This is a genomic window from Bifidobacterium catenulatum DSM 16992 = JCM 1194 = LMG 11043 (genome assembly GCF_001025195.1).
GTDB classification, from domain to species: Bacteria; Actinomycetota; Actinomycetes; order Actinomycetales; family Bifidobacteriaceae; genus Bifidobacterium; species Bifidobacterium catenulatum.
The window spans coordinates 145,919-163,868 of sequence record NZ_AP012325.1; the positions used below are offsets into that span (position 1 = coordinate 145,919).

The 17,950-nt window shown below is 56.2% G+C and carries 10 protein-coding genes and 1 pseudogene; 10 read left to right on the top strand and 1 reads right to left on the bottom strand.

Annotated features, from left to right (window positions below; translation table 11 throughout):
- Position 1: 1 nt before the first annotated feature.
- From BBCT_RS09715 to BBCT_RS00550, 5 genes and pseudogenes are all read left to right on the top strand, one after another.
- A pseudogene (locus BBCT_RS09715) lies at positions 2 to 955 on the top strand (Mur ligase family protein); the annotation flags it as partial.
- Between the two features lie 207 nt (positions 956 to 1,162).
- Positions 1,163 to 1,528 (top strand): DUF1727 domain-containing protein, encoded by a 366-nt coding sequence (locus BBCT_RS09720; protein ID WP_407921705.1) that lies wholly within the window; start codon positions 1,163 to 1,165, stop codon positions 1,526 to 1,528.
- A 105-nt stretch (positions 1,529 to 1,633) separates the two neighbouring features.
- Positions 1,634 to 2,392 carry a type 1 glutamine amidotransferase gene (locus tag BBCT_RS00540; protein WP_003833761.1) on the top strand — a complete coding sequence of 253 codons (759 nt, stop codon included), beginning with the start codon at positions 1,634 to 1,636 and terminating at the stop codon, positions 2,390 to 2,392.
- Between the two features lie 197 nt (positions 2,393 to 2,589).
- Positions 2,590 to 2,838: a phasin family protein gene (locus tag BBCT_RS00545; protein ID WP_033512759.1), complete on the top strand. Its 249-nt coding sequence runs from the start codon at positions 2,590 to 2,592 to the stop codon at positions 2,836 to 2,838.
- Positions 2,839 to 3,056: 218 nt separating this feature from the next.
- Positions 3,057 to 4,910 carry an ABC1 kinase family protein gene (locus BBCT_RS00550; protein ID WP_033512761.1) on the top strand — a complete coding sequence of 618 codons (1,854 nt, stop codon included), beginning with the start codon at positions 3,057 to 3,059 and terminating at the stop codon, positions 4,908 to 4,910.
- Positions 4,911 to 4,912: 2 nt separating this feature from the next.
- Here the strand turns inward: BBCT_RS00550 and BBCT_RS00555 are convergent, their stop codons facing one another.
- On the bottom strand, positions 4,913 to 5,932 hold the full coding sequence (locus BBCT_RS00555; RefSeq protein WP_003836785.1) for a LacI family DNA-binding transcriptional regulator: 1,020 nt from the start codon (positions 5,930 to 5,932) through the stop codon (positions 4,913 to 4,915).
- A 484-nt stretch (positions 5,933 to 6,416) separates the two neighbouring features.
- On the opposite strand from BBCT_RS00555, the gene BBCT_RS00560 reads away from it, so the two are divergent.
- The 5 genes from BBCT_RS00560 (at position 6,417) to hypBA2 (ending at position 17,898) form a co-directional block, all read left to right on the top strand.
- On the top strand, positions 6,417 to 7,742 hold the full coding sequence (locus BBCT_RS00560) for an ABC transporter substrate-binding protein (protein ID WP_033512765.1): 1,326 nt from the start codon (positions 6,417 to 6,419) through the stop codon (positions 7,740 to 7,742).
- A gap of 297 nt (positions 7,743 to 8,039) precedes the next feature.
- Complete coding sequence (locus BBCT_RS00565) at positions 8,040 to 8,966, top strand: carbohydrate ABC transporter permease (protein ID WP_033512767.1); 927 nt, start codon at positions 8,040 to 8,042, stop codon at positions 8,964 to 8,966.
- A 19-nt stretch (positions 8,967 to 8,985) separates the two neighbouring features.
- Positions 8,986 to 9,804 (top strand): carbohydrate ABC transporter permease, encoded by an 819-nt coding sequence (locus BBCT_RS00570; RefSeq protein ID WP_003836777.1) that lies wholly within the window; start codon positions 8,986 to 8,988, stop codon positions 9,802 to 9,804.
- A gap of 130 nt (positions 9,805 to 9,934) precedes the next feature.
- On the top strand, positions 9,935 to 11,908 hold the full coding sequence (locus tag BBCT_RS00575) for a glycoside hydrolase family 127 protein (RefSeq protein ID WP_003836775.1): 1,974 nt from the start codon (positions 9,935 to 9,937) through the stop codon (positions 11,906 to 11,908).
- 407 nt (positions 11,909 to 12,315) lie between these two features.
- Entirely contained in the window at positions 12,316 to 17,898 is a 5,583-nt protein-coding gene (hypBA2, locus tag BBCT_RS00580) for a beta-L-arabinobiosidase HypBA2 (protein WP_003836773.1), read from the top strand.
- The last annotated feature ends 52 nt before the right edge of the window (positions 17,899 to 17,950 follow it).

The window sequence follows — 17,950 nt, forward strand, 5'->3', positions numbered from 1 at the left end:
CATGGCGTGGAACTCATTCGCAACGCCGCTGATCGGCAAAGCCGTTCGAGCGGCCTCCCGCTTGGCGCATGGCGGCGGCAGCGCGTTCCCCGGCAAAATCGTGGAACAGATCGACCCGCAATTCCTCGCACGCACGCTACAGCAGCTGCCGCTCGGCGTGGTGCTCGTATCCGGCACGAACGGCAAAACCACCACCACTCGCATGGTGGCAAGTATGCTGGAATCGTTGGGATTAAAAGTGTTCACCAACCCGACCGGATCGAACTTCACCCGTGGCGTGGTTTCGTCGCTGCTGGCCGAAGTCTCGCTTGGCGGCAAACTGGACGCCGATATCGCCGTGTTGGAACTCGACGAAGCGTACGCGGTGCATTTCGTCAAACAAGTGCAACCTGACTACTGCCTGCTGCTCAACGTGATGCGTGACCAGCTCGACCGTTTCGGCGAAATCGACAATACCGCGAAACTGTTGAGCAAAGCTGTCGAAGCGACCACCGGAACCGTGGTGCTCAACCGTGAGGATCCGCGCATCGCACGGCTTGCAGACGTCACGCATACTGAAGATGGTGTGGAGGTGCGCTATTTCGGACTTGACAAGTCGCTGCGCAGCTTCTTCCCTTCCGACGATGACATGTGCACGACGGTTGATGCGGAATCGGCAGCTGATACTGAAGCGTTAGTTGGTATTGACTTGTCCGAATCTGCAGGATCGGACGAAAATATTGAGATTGGTGATGCTTCCGCAATTGCGAAAACTGGGGAACATGCAGAAAAATCGGAAAATGCAGAATCTGCGGAACAGCTACAGGCTGACGTGACCCTGCTTGCCGTAGGCGACCATCGTGCCAGCTTCGGCATCGACGGCGAAACGTACGAAACCGGCGTGAAACTGGAAGGTGTGTACAACCTGTACAACGCGGCAGCCGCGCTGGCTGCCGTGCGAGCGGTCGTGGCCGACGCGCAGGCAATGTTCCTGCCGTTCGAAGAGAACGTAACCGACGAACTGCTGCGCCAAGTGGGAATCTCACAGCGCATGATCGATTTCGCGCGCTCCACCACGCAATCCATGATCGACGCGGCAGCCGAAGTCACTCCGGCGTTCGGACGTGGCGAAGTCATCGACGTGAACGGTTCGCCGGTGGAGCTGCTGCTCGTCAAAAATCCCATGGGATTCCGTCTGTCGCTCGCATCCTTCGCCCCCGAAGGCTGCGACACCATGATCGCCATCAACGACGAATACGCCGACGGGCGTGACATGAGCTGGCTGTGGGACGTGGACTTCTCCTCGCTGCGAGGCACCGGTGTATCTATGGTTTCAGGCGTGCGCGCATGGGATATGGCGTTGCGTCTCGAATATGATCAGGTGCCGGTGAATAGCGTCAACACGGAACTTGAAGAGGCCGTCTCAACGTTCGTGAACGTGAATCCGGGTACCCCCAAGCATATCTACTGCACATACACGGCAATGCTCAAAACGCGAGCCGCGCTCGGCAGAATCGCCGAAGTCGCCGACGCTGGCGTGGGCAAGTGACGGCGCGCATCCGCACGATCCGGCAAAACGTGCGAAAAACGCATGAAAATCGGCGCAACGCATGAAAACGCATGAAGAACGTATGAAACGCATGAGGGAGACGATATGAGCCAGACAATCGACATCGTGTCGCTATATCCGAAAGACATGAACATCTACGGCGACTCCGGCAACGTACTCACCATCCAGCGCCGACTCGCGCTGTACGGCTACGAACCGCACGTGCACGCCTACAATCAGGGCGACGTGTGGCCCGAACATGTCGATATGATTCTGGGCGGCGGCGGCCAAGACACCGGCCAGAAGAAAATCATCGACGACTTCTTCAAACGCGCCGACCTGTTGCGCTCGCTGGCTGCCGACGGCACCCCCATGCTCATGATTTGCGGCCTGTACCAGCTGTTCGGCGAATATTTCGAAACGGTGGATGGTTCCCGACTCGACGGCATCGGCGTGATCGGCGCGTACACGGTTGGTCAGGAAGTGCGCATGATCGGCAATCTGACCGAGCATTCCGCCGATTTTGGCGATATCATCGGCTACGAAAACCATTCCGGTCAGACCTTCCTGCGCGAAGGCGTGCAGCCGCTCGGTACTGTCGACGCGGACGGCACCGGCAACAATGGCGAGGATCATACGGAAGGCGCGCGCGTCAACAATGTGATTGGCACATACATGCACGGTTCGCTGCTGCCGAAGAATCCTGCGCTCGCCGATTTTCTGATCCGCACCGCCGTGGAACGCCGATACGGTTCGTTCGATCCGGTTGCTGCAGGGCAAACGCAAGCGCAGCGTGCGGAACTTGACAGCATCAACACGATTGCAGTCAACGCGCGTCGCGTGGCCATGTCACGCCCGCGCTGATCGGCCGTTCATTTTTTGCGCGAGTTTCGCACGATCACGCTGTCCTGTGTTTTTGCGGCTTCGTTTTCGTTTTCCGTACGCTGTGAGCATACGGCAGCGAGCCTTCCGCAGAATTGCGACGATTGACCAGTTTCGTTGACTTTATTTGTGAAGATAATGCGATAGAGTGGGTACTACCATCACCTAAGGAGGTAATCATGGCTGATTTTGATTTTGGTGACGGCCTGCGTAAGGTCTTCCTCGCCGGCGTTGGCGCTTTGGCGACCACGGTTGAGAAAAGTCAGGAAATTGTCGACGATCTCGTCAAGAAGGGCGAGCTGACCGTCGAACAGGGCAAGGCCCTCAACGCCGAACTCAAGCACAAGGTCGCGGAGGTCAAGGAAGCCTCCGACGCCAAGGCTGCAGAGGAAGTCAAGGAAGCGAAGCCTGAAGCCAAAGCCGAGTAACGTTCAATCGTTCCCATCGCCGTCTGCGCGTCGCATCACGTTCAGACGGCGATTTGCTATGCGGAACTTGCGCGTCATGCGAAACTTGCGTGCCATGCGAAACATGCGAACAATCGCGTGCGATTCGCATGAAACGTGCGAATCGCATGAAATACGCGGGACGCAAGCCCCTATGAATCCTACTCATCGTAATCCGACCAACGTTTGCGAGCAGCGATATGTCTTTGAATTCCCCAATCGAGCCGGACGCGGCCCGCCCCGAAAGCGTGGAACCGGTCACACTCTCTGACCGAGTCAACGCGGTGATCAATCCGACGGCGGACCCCTCGCCCGACGCGGCGGCGGCAACGGCAGCCAAATCCGCGGAAAAAACGGGAATGTCGCAATCGCGCAAACGGAACAGCGCAACCTTTACGCAACCCGAAACCATCGGACTGTTCGGCTCTCGCAAAGACTCCTTCTCGCAGCGTTACCACCTAACGCGACGTGGCAAACTGAAACGACTTGCGCAAATCGCACAGATCGTCAATCAGTTCGACATCGTGCACGGACTGACGCCCATCAAAATGCGTCTCATGCTCGAAGCGCTCGGCCCGACCTTCGTGAAAGTCGGACAGATTCTATCCATGCGCTCCGAAATCCTGCCCCAATCGTTCTGCGACGAGTTGTCCAAACTACGCGCCGACGCCGATCCTATGCCGTACGGTACGGTATTGCAGGTGCTTGAGGACGAATACGGTCGTCCTGTTGACGAGATCTTCGAACATATCGACGCCACGCCGCTTGGATCGGCAAGTCTTGCGCAGGTGCATCGCGCGAAACTTTCCACCGGCGAGGACGTGGCCGTAAAAGTACAGCGGCCGGGAGTGCGCGAAACCATGGCACAGGATGTGTCCATCATGCGCACCATTGCACGAATCGCCGCCAAAACCATGCGCAGCGCGCAAGTGGTCGATCTCTCCGGCGTGGTCGAGGAATTGTGGGACACCTTCGAATCGGAAACGGACTTCCTGATCGAAGCGCGGAATCTGGCGGAATTCAAACGATTCTGCGAACGCTACAAATACATGGACTGTCCGAAGCCCTACCCGGAATTGTGCACCGAGCATGTGGTGATCATGGACTATGTGGAGGGCATCTCCGTCTCCCATCCGGACGAGTTGATCGAAGCCGGCTATGACCTGAAGGAAATCGGCACCAAACTGGTCGACAATTACGCCACGCAAGTGCTTGACGAAGGTTTCTTCCACGCGGATCCGCACCCGGGCAACATTATGGTGCGCGGCGGGCAGATCGTGCTACTCGACCTAGGCATGACGGGTCGGCTCAATGCGAAAACCCGTTCCGTGTTGAAAGACATGATTTTTGCGGTCGCCGAACAGGATTCGCCCGCGCTCGCCGACGGATTGCTGCGATTTGCCGGAGCCGAAGCCGATTTCGAAGACTACCCGGCTTTGCTGGCCGACCTGGATGTGATCGTTAAGGAATTCGGCACCGTCGACCTTGCCGAACTCGACATCGCCGCCATGCTCACCGCATTGACGCAAATGGCGCAACGCCACGGCATTGAAGTGCCGAGTACCGTCACCACGGTCGGGCGTGCGCTGGTCACTTTGGAAGGCCTGCTCGACGAGTTCATTCCCGATGTGAACATGATCCAAATCATCTCCGACCATATCGCCGCAAGCACTTCGAAAAAAGATTTCGCCAAAGGCGAGGTGAAAACGCTTGCCATCGAAGGGCATCAGGCATTGCACAGCCTGCTGTCCGCAGCCAACGAAATGAAAGTGGCATCCCGCATGCTCACGCGCGGCCAATTGCGCGTCAACATGGAAATGGTCGGCTCGCAGGAACCTATCCATCTGCTCGCTGAAATGGTGAACAGGCTTACGATGGCGCTGATTGTCGTCGGTTTGTTCATCGGCTCGTCGATCGTGTACTATGCGGGCATCAAACCGGTGATTTTCGGTATTCCGATTGTCGGTTTTCTCGGCTATGTGATTGCGTTCATTTTGTCCGTCTGGATCGTGTTCGACATTTATTTCAAGGGGCGTTCCAACAAAAAACGATGACGCTAGTCTAGGGGAAGGGTGGATTCGCGTTGGATGAGGCGGCAGGGGAGGTATTCCGTGCCGTGGTGGGGCTGGCCGTTGATGGCGTCCATCAGGTAGCGGGCGGCTTTGCGGCCGATGAGTTCCGTTTCATTGTCGATGCTGGTCAGCGGCGGGCGGGAGCTCTTGGTGAGCACGTCCCAATTATCGTGGCCGATCACCGCCACATCCTCAGGAATGCGTAGATGCTGCGACTTCAACGCGTCAATGCATCCTCGTGCCAGCTGATCGCTCTGGCATACCACGGCGTCGAACTTCACGCCTTGGTCGAGCAGCAGTCTGGTGGCGGCACGCCCCCAATCCTCGTCCCAACGGCCATAGCGAATCGGGCCAGCCGGTTCCAAGCCAACCTCGGCCAACGCTTCCAACGCGCCCTTGGTGCGGTCGGTGGAGGCCGTATACGTTTCATCGCCGCCAATAATGGCGATACGGTTGCGTCCACACGAAATCAAATGATTCACGGCCATGCGCCCAGCGTCCATATTGTCACACGTCACCGAACAATCGTTGGTATCGGTGGAAGGACCATACACATACACCAGCGGCACGCCCCAATCACGCCCCAGCGACGGGCGCGGATTCGTCTCGCGCTGCACAATCAGCAGGCCGTCCACTTTCAGCGACAGCAGTTTCTCTACATGGCTGCGTTCCAGCGCATCGTCACCGCGAGCATTGGCAAGTAGTACCGATGTCGATTGTGCGCGCAGCTCGTTTTCGGCGCCAATAAGAATAGGCGTGGAGAAACGGCCTTGCAGGTCGGAAGTGACCAAACCGATGGTTCCGCTTCTGCCGCTTGCCAACGATTGCGCCAGCTTGTTCGGGGAATAGTTGAGTTGCCGCGCTGCCTCCATCACGCGCTCGCGGGTGTCTTCACTGACGCGCGGTTTGCCATGCAGTGCCTTTGAAGCCGTTGCCAAAGACACGTTGGCCAGCGCTGCTACGTCTTCAAGCCTTGCTGTTGAGTGAGTATCTGCAGTTGCCATGATGTTTCCCTTTTTTATGGTGTGGCGAAAACGTTGGCTGCGTGTCGACGCGCTTCGCTGCCCTTGTATTACGTAATATTATACGACAAAACTGCGAAAGTTTTCGCATCGTGTCAAAAAGTGGATAAAACGGCTTCATGTAGCCGATTGCTGACATTATTACTTGCAAATTGCGAAACTTTCGCATTTGTGAAAATGAGCACATTTTTCTTTCGCATTTTCTGCATCTCATGTCATTTTTGCTGTCGTATACAATTCTTAGAACGCAAAAAATCGTTTATATATAACGGTTTTATCGACATGAATATCTTTGCATTTTGACATGCGAAAGCGATTTTGCAAAATCTGGAGAAAGCCATATACTGAGAAAAGGCTTTCGCATTACGGTTCAATCGAAGGAGAACAACCGGAAATCGTGAAGGCAGACGGCGGAAGGCCCGCCGGATGGCTCAAAGCTGAGCAATACATAGAGAAAGAAGTAGACATGGTGTCTTTCAACAAGATTACTCGCGTTATTGCCGGCATCGCGGCAACCGCGTTGCTTATTCCGATGGCTGCATGCGGCGGTGGTTCCAGCAGTGGTGGATCCGCGGCTCCGGCCGATATTCCGGCAGCTGGCACTGATGACGGCACTGAGATCACCCTGTGGACCCGTTCTCCGCTGGAGCGTCAGGCCAAGAATGCGGTGAAGGCCTACAACGCCTCCCACAAGAACCAGGTCAAGCTGGAAATCATTCCGAACGACGATATGGAGGGCAAGGTTGGTGGTGCCTCCCAGACCGATTCTCTTCCGGACATTCTCGCCGGTGACGTGGTGCGTATTCCGTACTGGGCTTCTGAAGGCATCTTCACTGACATCACTAAGCAGATCGACGGACTCGACAACAAGTCCGACCTGCAGCAGGGCCACATTGAAGCCGGTACTGTGGATGGCAAGGAATACACGCTGCCGTTCATCACCGACGTTTCCGTGATGGTATGGAACAAGAATCTGTACAAGGAAGCAGGCCTTGACCCGGAGAAGGGTCCGAGCAGCATCGACGAGTTCGTTGAGCAGGCCAAGGCGGTCGCGGCCCTCAACAAGGACGGCGTGGCAGGCTCCTACTTGGCCGGCCAGTCCGGTGGCGCTCTCGTGTTCGACCTGTTTCCGTCCGTGTGGGCTGACGGCGAATCCGTGATGAACGCAGACGGTACCGAAGCCACCCTCAACAACGATTCCATGAAGGCCGTGCTTGACGCCTACAAGGAACTCGCCAACACCACCAATGGCTTGGGCGCAGGCTCCAAGGAAGAAACCGGTGCCACCTGGACCGCTCCGTTCGCCAACGGCAACATCGGTGTGATGCCGTATCCGAACACCTCCTCCACCGCACTGTTCGAAGCTGAGAAGGACGGCGGCTTCGAAGTCGGTGTCACCCCGATCCCGGGCACCAAGGAAGGCAAGACCTCCACGTTCCTCGGCGGCGATGCCATGGGCATCTCCAAGGACTGCAAGAACGTCGCTCAGGCTTGGAACTTCCTCGCATGGCTCATGAGCGATGACGCCCAGAAGGAAGTCTTCGCAGCCAACGGCGACACCGCATCCAACATCCAGACCTTGAAGACCGCCTACGACGATGCCGATCCTCGCGTCCAGACCATCAACTCCGTAATCATCGACGGCAATGGCCAGACCCCGAAGTCCGCAGCTTTCAACGAGGCCTTCAACGCAGCCGGTTCCCCGTGGCAGCTGCTCATTCAGAACGCAGTCTGGGGCGATGGCGATCTCAAGGTCGACAACCAGGCCATCACCGACGTGCTGGGGCAGTGAGGTGAGCCACTGAAAACGAACTTCTCCTCCTTTTTCTCCTTTCCCCGATTTACATAACTTAAGAACAAGTGAATATCGAATAACTGAATATCGAAAACAAAAATCGACAGACCACAGTTGTGGTCTGCCATGAAGATCGACAATAATTCAAAAACAATGTCGGTCTTCATGGCGGATTTCAACGGCCGCACGAGACGGAATCGCATTTTCAAACGCATATCCAATCGCTTGGCCATTTATGTCGAAAACCCCGAACGATTCAAGAGAGAGTCGCCAAAAGTGTTCCAAGGAGGGAATATGACTACTGTTTCCAAGAACGCTGCGCCAGTGAAGACGCATCGTTCCAAGGCCAAGGCGGAGACAACCCGTCGTGGCCTGCTGTATGCGCTGCCTGATTGGCTGATGATCATCATGCTGTTCTTCGTGCCAATCGTGCTGCTCGTCATCATGGCCGGTTCCCGCTGGTCGTTGATGGGCGGTAACCGTGGTTGGAATTTCCCTGAGAATTTCGTCAAGGTTTTCGAAAATAAACTGCTCGGACAGTCGGTGTTGTTCACACTTGAATACACCGTGATCGTCACGATTTTCCTGCTGGTGCTTGGCCTTGGTCTGGCGCTGATCGTGCAGGAAAGCACCAAGTGGAACAATATGCTGCGCACGTGCTTCCTGCTGCCGTCCGCAACCGGTCTCGCCTCCGCTTCGCTGCTGTTCTACGCGCTGTACTCCCCGCAGGTGGGCCCCGTCACCAAGATCCTGAGCTTCTTCGGATTGATGGATGAGGGCGGCTCCGTGCTCGCCACCGGCCAGAGCGCGCTGTGGGCTACCATTATTGTGATCGTCTGGCGTTTCTCCGGCTACTACATGCTGCTCATGATGATCGGCCTGCAGGCCATTCCTGGCGACCTGTATGAGGCCGCGCGCATGGACGGTGCTGGCACGTGGCGCATTTTCCGTTCCATCACCCTGCCGCTGATGAAGCCGACCATCGTGATGTGCCTGATCTACTGCGTCACCGGTTCCATCCTCGCGTTCGACCAGTTCTTCATTCTGACCAAGGGCGGTCCGAACAATTCCACCATGACCGTAGTGCAGCTCATCTACAACTTCGCATTCGATTCCAAGAAGGATCTGGGCATGGCGGCCGCACTGTCGCTGATCGTGCTTGCGGCCCTCGTGGTAATCAATTCCATCCAGATGCGCGGTATGCGCGACAACACCAAGTGAGCAAGGGGAGGGAACTCACATGACTACTCCATTGTGGAAGCGCGTAATCGTCTATATTCTCGAAGGTCTGCTGGCCCTGGTCTTCATTTCGCCGCTGATCTGGGTGGTGGTCTGCTCGTTCAGTCCACAGCCTGGTTCCGCACAATCCAAGGGCTGGGGTGTGAACAACTATCTGACGTTGTTCGGCTACCAGGAAGGCCTGCCGAAGTACCTGTTCAACTCGGTGGTGGTGACGTTGGTCGCCGTGGTGTTCTCCGTGGTGGTGTGCACGCTCGCAGGCTATTCGTTCTCCCGTTTCGACTATCCGGGCCGCAATCTCGGATTCATGGTGACGTTGTCCATTTTGATGGTGCCGTATGCGTCTCTGCTGATTCCGCTGATGGTGTGGTACAAGGATATTGGTCTGAACGATTCCTTGCTGGGTGTCGGTTTGGTTATTACCTTGTTCCAGCTGCCGATGAGCACGTTCATCATGCGTAATGCTTTCGATGCGATTCCGAAGGATATGGAAGAGGCCGCCATGGTCGATGGCTGCAACTCCCTGCAGTCGCTGATTAAGATTCTGGTGCCGGTCGTCAAGCCGTCGATGGTCACTGTCGGTCTGCTTGCTTTCCTTGAGGCTTGGAACAATTTCATGATTCCGCTGTACCTGTCGAGTTCGTCGAACGCCACGCTGCCGCTCGCTTTGGTGAACATGCGTCAGCAGACTATGGGCGTCATTGATTACGGTGCCACCGAAGCTGGCGTCGTAATTCTGATGATCCCCGCAGCCATCCTCTTCCTAGCCCTCCAGAAGTACTACGTCAAAGGGTTTATGGCTGGAGCTGTCAAGGGCTGACATCTGGCGATGTCAGCCCTTGGGAGACAGTCCACTGGACTGTCTCCAGGCTCCAGCCTGAGCAGAACCGAAGGCGGAGTAGCCAAGAGCCGTCAAGGGCTGGCGAAGTCCTTAATCTTAAGGAAATATCATGAATGTAACTATTACTTCTCCTTTCTGGAAGCAGCGTCGCGACCAGATCGTTGAATCCGTCATTCCCTATCAGTGGGGTGTGATGAATGATGAGATTGCCACTGAAGTTCCGGATGATCCGGCCGGCAATCAGCTTGCCGATAATAAAAGTCATGCCGTGGAGAATCTGCGTATCGCAGCCGGTGATGAGGCCGGTGAATTTCATGGCATGGTCTTCCAGGATTCCGACATATATAAGTGGTTGGAGGAAGCGGCTTACGCACTGTCGTATCATCCTGATCCGCAATTGCGGGAACTGTGCGATAAAACCGTCGACCTCATCGCACGTGCGCAACAATCGGACGGATATTTGGACACTCCGTACCAAATCAAAACCGGTGAATGGGCGCATCGTGAGCGTTTCACACTGATTCAGCAAAGCCATGAAATGTATGTCATGGGCCACTATATTGAGGCTGCTGTCGCCTATCATGAGGTGACCGGTAACCAGCAGGCGCTTGACGTGGCGTGCCGTATGGCGAATTGCATCGATGCCAATTTCGGCCCGGAGGACGGCAAGATCCACGGTGCTGATGGGCATCCGGAAATCGAATTGGCGTTGGCGAAACTGTATGATGCGACCGGTGAGGAGCGCTATCTGAATCTGGCGCGGTATCTCATCGACGTGCGTGGTCAGGATCCGCAGTTCTACGCCAAGCAGATCGCCGCTGTCGACAACGACTACATTTTCCGGGATCTGGGATTCTACAAGCCCACGTACTTCCAAGCCGCGCAGCCGGTGCGCGAGCAGCAGACCGCTGACGGCCATGCTGTGCGCGTGGCCTATTTGTGCACTGGAATCGCACATGTGGCGCGTATTACCGGCGATCAGGGCTTGCTGGATGCGGCGCATCGTTTTTGGAACAACATCGTGTCGAAACGCATGTATGTGACGGGTGCGATCGGTTCCACACATGTGGGGGAGTCGTTCACGTACGATTACGATCTGCCGAACGACACCATGTATGGCGAAACGTGCGCTTCTGTGGCGATGAGCATGTTTGCCCGCCAAATGCTTCTGTTGGAACCGAATGGTGAATACGCCGACGTACTTGAGCGTGAGCTGTTCAATGGTGCCATCGCGGGCATCAGCCTTGATGGCAAGCAGTATTACTATGTGAATGCGTTGGAGACTTCGCCGGACGGTTCGGACAATCCGGATCGGCATCATGTGCTTTCGCATCGTGTCGATTGGTTTGGCTGCGCATGCTGCCCAGCTAATGTCGCGCGATTGATCGCGTCGGTGGACCGTTATGTGTATACCGAACGTGACGGCGGCCGCACGGTGCTCGCTCACCAGTTCATTGCGAATCAGGCAAGTTTTGATTCCGGGTTGCATGTGGAGCAGCGTTCCGATTTTCCGTGGAACGGTCATATTGAGTACATGGTGGAATTGCCCGCTGAGGCGGCTGATTCGGTACGTTTCGGCGTGCGTATTCCCACATGGTCGGCTGATTCCTATGCGCTGACATGCGATGGTGTTGCTGTGAAGACGGCTCCGGAAAACGGTTTCGTATATTTCGCAGTTGCTCCGGGAACTGCATTGCATGTGGTGCTGGATCTTGATATGGCAGTGCGATTGGTGCGTGCCAACTCTCATGTGCGTTGCGATGCAGGTCGTGTTGCGGTGATGCGCGGTCCGCTCGTCTATTGCGCGGAGCAAGCCGATAATGCCGGCGATCTGTGGACGTACCGTCTTGCTGATGGCGTGGATGCTGCGGATGCCACGGTTACTTTCGAGAGTGATTTGCTTGGAGGTGTTGACGCGGTGACGTTGCCTGCCGTTCGTGAGGCTGCGGATGCCGTGGACGCCCCGTTGTACATGTCCGCTCAGCGTGGCGCCTCAGATGAGCGGACGTCGCTCAAGCTGGTGCCCTACTACGCATGGGCCAACCGCGAACTCGGCCAAATGAACGTGTGGTTGCGCAGCTAAACAAAAGAAAGACTTGCTACCCGGCGCTATGAGTGCCATGGTGCCGGGAAGCGGGTGAGCGCGGCGTGATCGATTGGAGCCGAATGCGCCGCGCTGACTGGAATGAGAGACCGGCTGCCCCTTATGGGGTGGCCGGTTTTGTCATAGCCCCTAGTATAAGACGGGAAAATGCGAAAACTTTCCTTTTCGCATAAAAGCCATCGTATGGCAGTTCACTTAGAAAAGCATTGGAGAAAACTGAAAGAAAATTTGCGAAACCGTATTCGCGTCATGTATTCTTGAAATGTCGGTGGACGCTCCAATCTCATGTCCATCGCACGACTCTCATTCCTACAGAAAGAAAGTTGGATGCCAGGGAACGAGCCTTGGCAACCAAGGGCCAACGATGGTCCATGTAGGAGGAATTGATGACACCATCAACAAGGAAGAAAGGGATTGTCACGTCATTGGGCGTGCTGACGGCAGTGGCCACACTGTTGTCTGGCGGTGTGACGACCGCATACGCCAATGACGCGCTGACCAATCCGAACTCTGCCATGGGGTATCCGAGTTTCAAGGGGGCCGCCGACCCGATTGCGGGCACCGGCGTCGCTTTCGATCCCTCGACAAGCTACCTCAAGCAGGTGTTCGATGCGGATGTTGCCAACGGTGCCGGAACCGACACCGCACACGACTTCTGGATCGACAAGATGCTGACGCGCACAGGCACCGCACCAAACGGTACCGGCACCAACGATGCTGGCGACTACAACTATGCGGGCGCAGACAAGAACGAATACCTGTTCTCACGTGGCCGTGCCGCATTCATGTACACGCATACGCCAGAAGCACTTGGTTTCGTAGGAGATGTCGCATACTGGGATCAGACCGGCAACGACGGCTTTACCGTTGAGGTAAGCATTGGCGGTTCCAAGCAGACCCTGCGCGAGAACACCGACAAGCGCAAGCAGACGCCAAGCTACTTCACCACGGAATTCACCAACGGCGACAAGACCATTACCGTCACCGAAGTCAAGTACATCACCTACACCAATGTGATGGTCGCGAATTTCACCATCACCAGCACCACCGGCGGTGACGTAACGCTGACAGCAGCCTCGCCATTCGCACAAGACGGCAATGACGGCGACACTGAACTGACCGGTCGCTTCAATGTGAAGAACGATCTGACCACCATCTATCCACGGTTCTCCGGCAACGGTTTCACCGTAAAGAACGGCAAACTCGCTTCCACCCTCACCTTGGAAGCGAACGTGCCACAAACCACCAAGCTGCAGCTTGGCCTGATCGCCAACGAGTTGCCGGACTCCACCGCGGAATACGAAGCCCGATTCAACGGCGATCTCACCGATCCGGCCGCTTCCTACAAGGATTCCGTGACCACCTACAACCAGTGGTGGGTCGATAACATTCCTTACGTGGAAACCCAGGAACACAATATCGACAAAACTGTGTTCTACCGCTGGTGGCTGAGCCGTTTCAACATGTTGGACGCCAATATGCCGGGCAATACGTTCCAGTATCCGACCTCCATCGAAGGCGTGCTCGGATACAACAACCAGATCGTGCTGACATCCGGCATGTTCATCAACGACACCAAGTGGTTCCGTAACGCCGAATACTCGTACGGCACTTGGGTGTCGGCCGGGCAGACAGCTAAGAAAGGCCAGTCCGGGTATTACTACTACCACGACAATCCGGGCGATCCAGCCAATTGGAACCACAGCTACACGCAGTACATCACCAAGGCCGGTTGGGACTCCTACAAGGTGCACGGCGGCCCGTCATCATTGGCTGAAGCGTTGGGTGATTACGGTTCCGAAGATGTCAAAGGTCTGCTCAATTCGCAAAGCGAGCCAGACAGCAACGACAACCAGAATAGCAACGGCAACAATCTGATCGACTGGTCGTGGTGGTCCATGACCGGCAACGATGCCGACGCGGTGTCGTTCTCCGAACCCGGTCGTTCCGGCCAGCGTATGGACCGTGCCGACGGTTCCGCCAACATGTGGGCCAACGCCAATGCCGCCGCGCAAGCATACAAGGCTGCCGGAGACACCGAAAAAGCCGCTGAAATGCAGCAGATCGCCGACGCCATCAAGCAGGATGTGCTCGACAACCTGTGGGATTCCGACAGCAAACTGCTGCTGCACAAGTGGCTGAACGACGGTCAATTCGCGAAATACAAGGAACTCAACAACTACTATCCGTATTCCGAAGGTCTGATGCCGACCGGCAATGATGATTACGATAGTGCGTTGCGCTTGTTCGAAGATGCCGACGAATTCCCGATTTTCCCGTTCTTCACTGCAAATCAGGCAGACAAGAAGGCGCTGAATTTCCCAGGATCAAACAATTTCTCCATTATCAATGCAACTCCGCTGCTGCAAATCTATTCTGCGGGAATCCGTGATTATAATGCTGCAGACAACGGATATATCACGAACGAATCGTTCAAGAAACTGCTGTATTGGGTTGCGTTCTCGCATTATCAAGGAGGCGACAACCAGTATCCGGACCAGAACGAATTCTGGAATATGGATAATAATTCCGCAGGAAGCACGATTCCGGAGAAGAACGCCGACGCCAGCAAGAACGGTGGAAAAATCACCTACCGTTCCTGGATTCACCACACCCAGCTTGGCACCACCAACTGGACGATTGTGGAAGACGTGGCAGGTATGGTTCCGCGTGAAGACAACAAGATCGAACTCAATCCGATCGAGATTCCCGGTTGGAACCACTTCACCGTCAACAACCTGAGCTACCACGGGCAGGATCTGTCGATCGTATGGAACAACGACGGCACCTACAACGCTCCGAAGGGATACACCCTGTATGTGGACGGCAACGCCGTGTTCACCTCCGATAAGCTCGCCCACCTCATCTACGATCCGGCCAGTGGAACCGTTGAGGTTGCCGATGATTCCGGAGCGGTGATCACCGGCGCGACCACCGCCACAATGCCGAACGCCAACGAAGTGACCTATGCATCGAACAGCAGGGTTACGCAGATCTTCGCGCAGTCCGGACAGAACGTGGACGAAGCATCCAAGAGCCAGACCAACGTGGCCAAGGGCGCCGATGTGGAAGCCACTTACGAAACCAAGGGATACCCGGCAACCAATGCAGTGGACGGCAAGAACGTGATGGAATCCTTCTGGGGCACCAAGGGATCCAAGAACGCCAAGGATTCGCTGACCGTAACGTTCAAGAATGGCGTGCAGAACATCGACGACGTGCGTTTGTACTTCTACCAGACCTCGTCCAGCCAGACGATTTCCGGCTACAGTGAGCCGTCGGTGTACACGCTTGAATATCAGGATGAGGCCGGCGCATGGCATGTCCTGCCGAACCAGGTGCGTACGCCTACTTACGCGGGAGCCAACTACAACCGCGTGCAGTTCTCCAAGGTCGTGGCCAAAGCCATTCGTGCCACCTTCACTCCGCAAGCAGGTCAGGCCATTGGCTTGAAGGAGATTCAGGCCTACGAAACCGACATTGTGCCGGAAGACGAAACTACGAACCAGGCGCCAAGCGTTGACGCCTACATTGCCAGCAGCACCTCGTCCGGTGCGCAGCTGGTGGGCACGGTGAAGGACGACGGCCTGCCGTCTGACACGCTCACCACCACATGGGAGCAGGTGTCTGGCCCTGAAAACGGCGAAGCGAAGTTCGTCGACGCAACCGCTGCCAACACTACGGTCACGTTCAACCGTGAGGGTGACTATGTGCTCAAACTCACCGCATTCGACGGTGAGAAGACCGGTTTCAAGGAAGTCACCGTTCACGGCATTCCTTCCGACGGCACGGTGAATGTGGCTTCACAGTCCACTGCGAGCGCCAGCTTCACCAATCCATATCAGGCGAAGGACAATGCCAAGAAGGTTATCGACGGTCAGGTGTTGTATACCAATACTCCGAATGAGACTTGGAATAATTGGGGTGACAATACCGGTACCGAGCCGTGGCTGCAGCTTGCCTGGGATGGCACTGTTCCGTTGAAGAAGGCGAAGCTGTTCTTCTGGACTGACGGTGGCGGTGTGCCGATGGTCAAGTTGTGGAAGTTGCAGTATGCGGATGAGAATGGCGATTGGCAGGATGTGAAGCTTGCCGCCGGCCAGTCTTATACCACGATGCAGGGTGAAGGCAATGAGGTTCGTTTTGCCGAAACGGTGGAGACGAACAAGTTGCGTGTGCTGTTCCCGAAGGGCTCCATTGTTGGTGCTACCGAATTTGAGGCGTATGCGCTTGATCCGGTGAGCGTGGATGGCGTGAATCGTATGGTGCAGACTGGCAGCAAGGCTGCCGATGTGAATCTGCCGAAGACGGTGAGTGCCAGCTATACGGACGGTTCCCGTCGTGACTTGAGTGTTGCGTGGGATGCCATCACTGACGATCAGCTTGCTTCCGATAGCGAGTTTGCGGTTTCCGGAACGGTTATTGGCGCGCTCGCTGGAACCAAGGCCACTATTGGCGTGCGTTCCGACGCGCAGTCTCAGACTGCTGGTGCGGCTCAACCGATCGAACAGACGGTGTACCAGAATTCCAAGTCGGTGGCTTTGCCGTCTGTGGTTCCGGTGCGATTCCCCAACGGCATGCTTGACGATCGCACGGTTATGTGGGATGAGGCAAGTGTTGCCGGTGTCAAGTTGGACACCATCGGCGATTATGAGGTGTCCGGCACGGCTGAGGGTTCAAGCTCGCAGGCCAAGATTACAGTGCATGTGGTCGCCGATCCGAATGGTGGTGCCGATCCTGATCCTGAGCCGACGCCGGATCCCAAGCCGGAGCCCGATACTCCGTTGACTGGTTGGATTGAAGGCAGGGCCATTGACACCACGGTGAGTGCCGAGGCGAGCTGGTCTCCGGCTTCCGGCAAGCTCAACGATGGTGTGCTGGTTGACGATACGTGGCCGTCTGATGATGACGCCGATGTGAATGGCCGCGTGTGGGGCAGCTGGGGTCAAGCTTCCGCTGGCATGTATGCGCAGTACACCTGGAGCAAGGAAGCCACCGTCGATTCCAGCCGTGTGCAGTTCTGGGCCAACTTCGCGGAGCGTAATGATGCCAAGGGTGGTTTGGATGTTCCGGACAGCTGGAAGATTCAGTACTTGGCTTCTGATGGTATATGGAAGGATGTGGAGAATGCGCAATACTCCACCGTGCGTAATTCCCCGGCCTCACGTGCCTCTGACGATGCTCAAGGCTGGAGCGTGGCCACGTTCACTCCGGTGAAGACAACGTCGTTGCGCTTGGTGCTTGATCCGCCGACCGCCGAGGGCGTCACCTTCGGTCTGGCGGTTGCCGAGTGGGGCGTGCATGCTGCGGAAAGCACTCCTGATCCAGAACCGACTCCTGACCCGGCTCCAACCCCTGATCCGGAACCAAGCGTGGACAAGAGCAGGCTCGAATCCACCATCAACGCAGCCGGTTCCGTGCAACAAGCTAATTTCACGCCGAACAGCTGGAAGGCATTCTCCGAAGCCATGGGTAACGCTCAAAAGGTGTATGCGGACGAGAGCGCCACCCAGGATCAGGTGGATGCGGCCATCAAGCAGCTTGAAGAAGCCCAGCAGACACTGGTGAAGAAAGCCGATACCACTGAGTTGAAGACGGTTCTTGACCAGGCACAGGGCGTCAGCGGTGACCTCTACACCGAAGCCAGCGCCAAGAAGTTGGCTGAAGCAGTGGATGCCGCCTCCAAGGTGCTGAACGATGAGAACGCCACCCAAGCTGATGCGGATGCCGCAGTCAAGCAGCTGACCGAGGCCATCGCCGGACTTGAACTCAAGCCAGCACCGAAGCCGGATGACGACAAGACCGACCCCAAGCCGAATGCCAAGCCTGGAAACAAGCCGGTTTCCAAGTCTGAAGTCAGTGCCGCAATCAGCAGCACCGGCAGCAATGTCATCGGCATCGCCGTCGTAGGAATGATCGTCCTGCTGACGGGAGCCGCCATCATGCTGACGCGCCGCAACCGCGACTAGCGCTAGCAATTGCTCAAGTCCTCTTACGGATCGCACGAGGAATACCAACGTA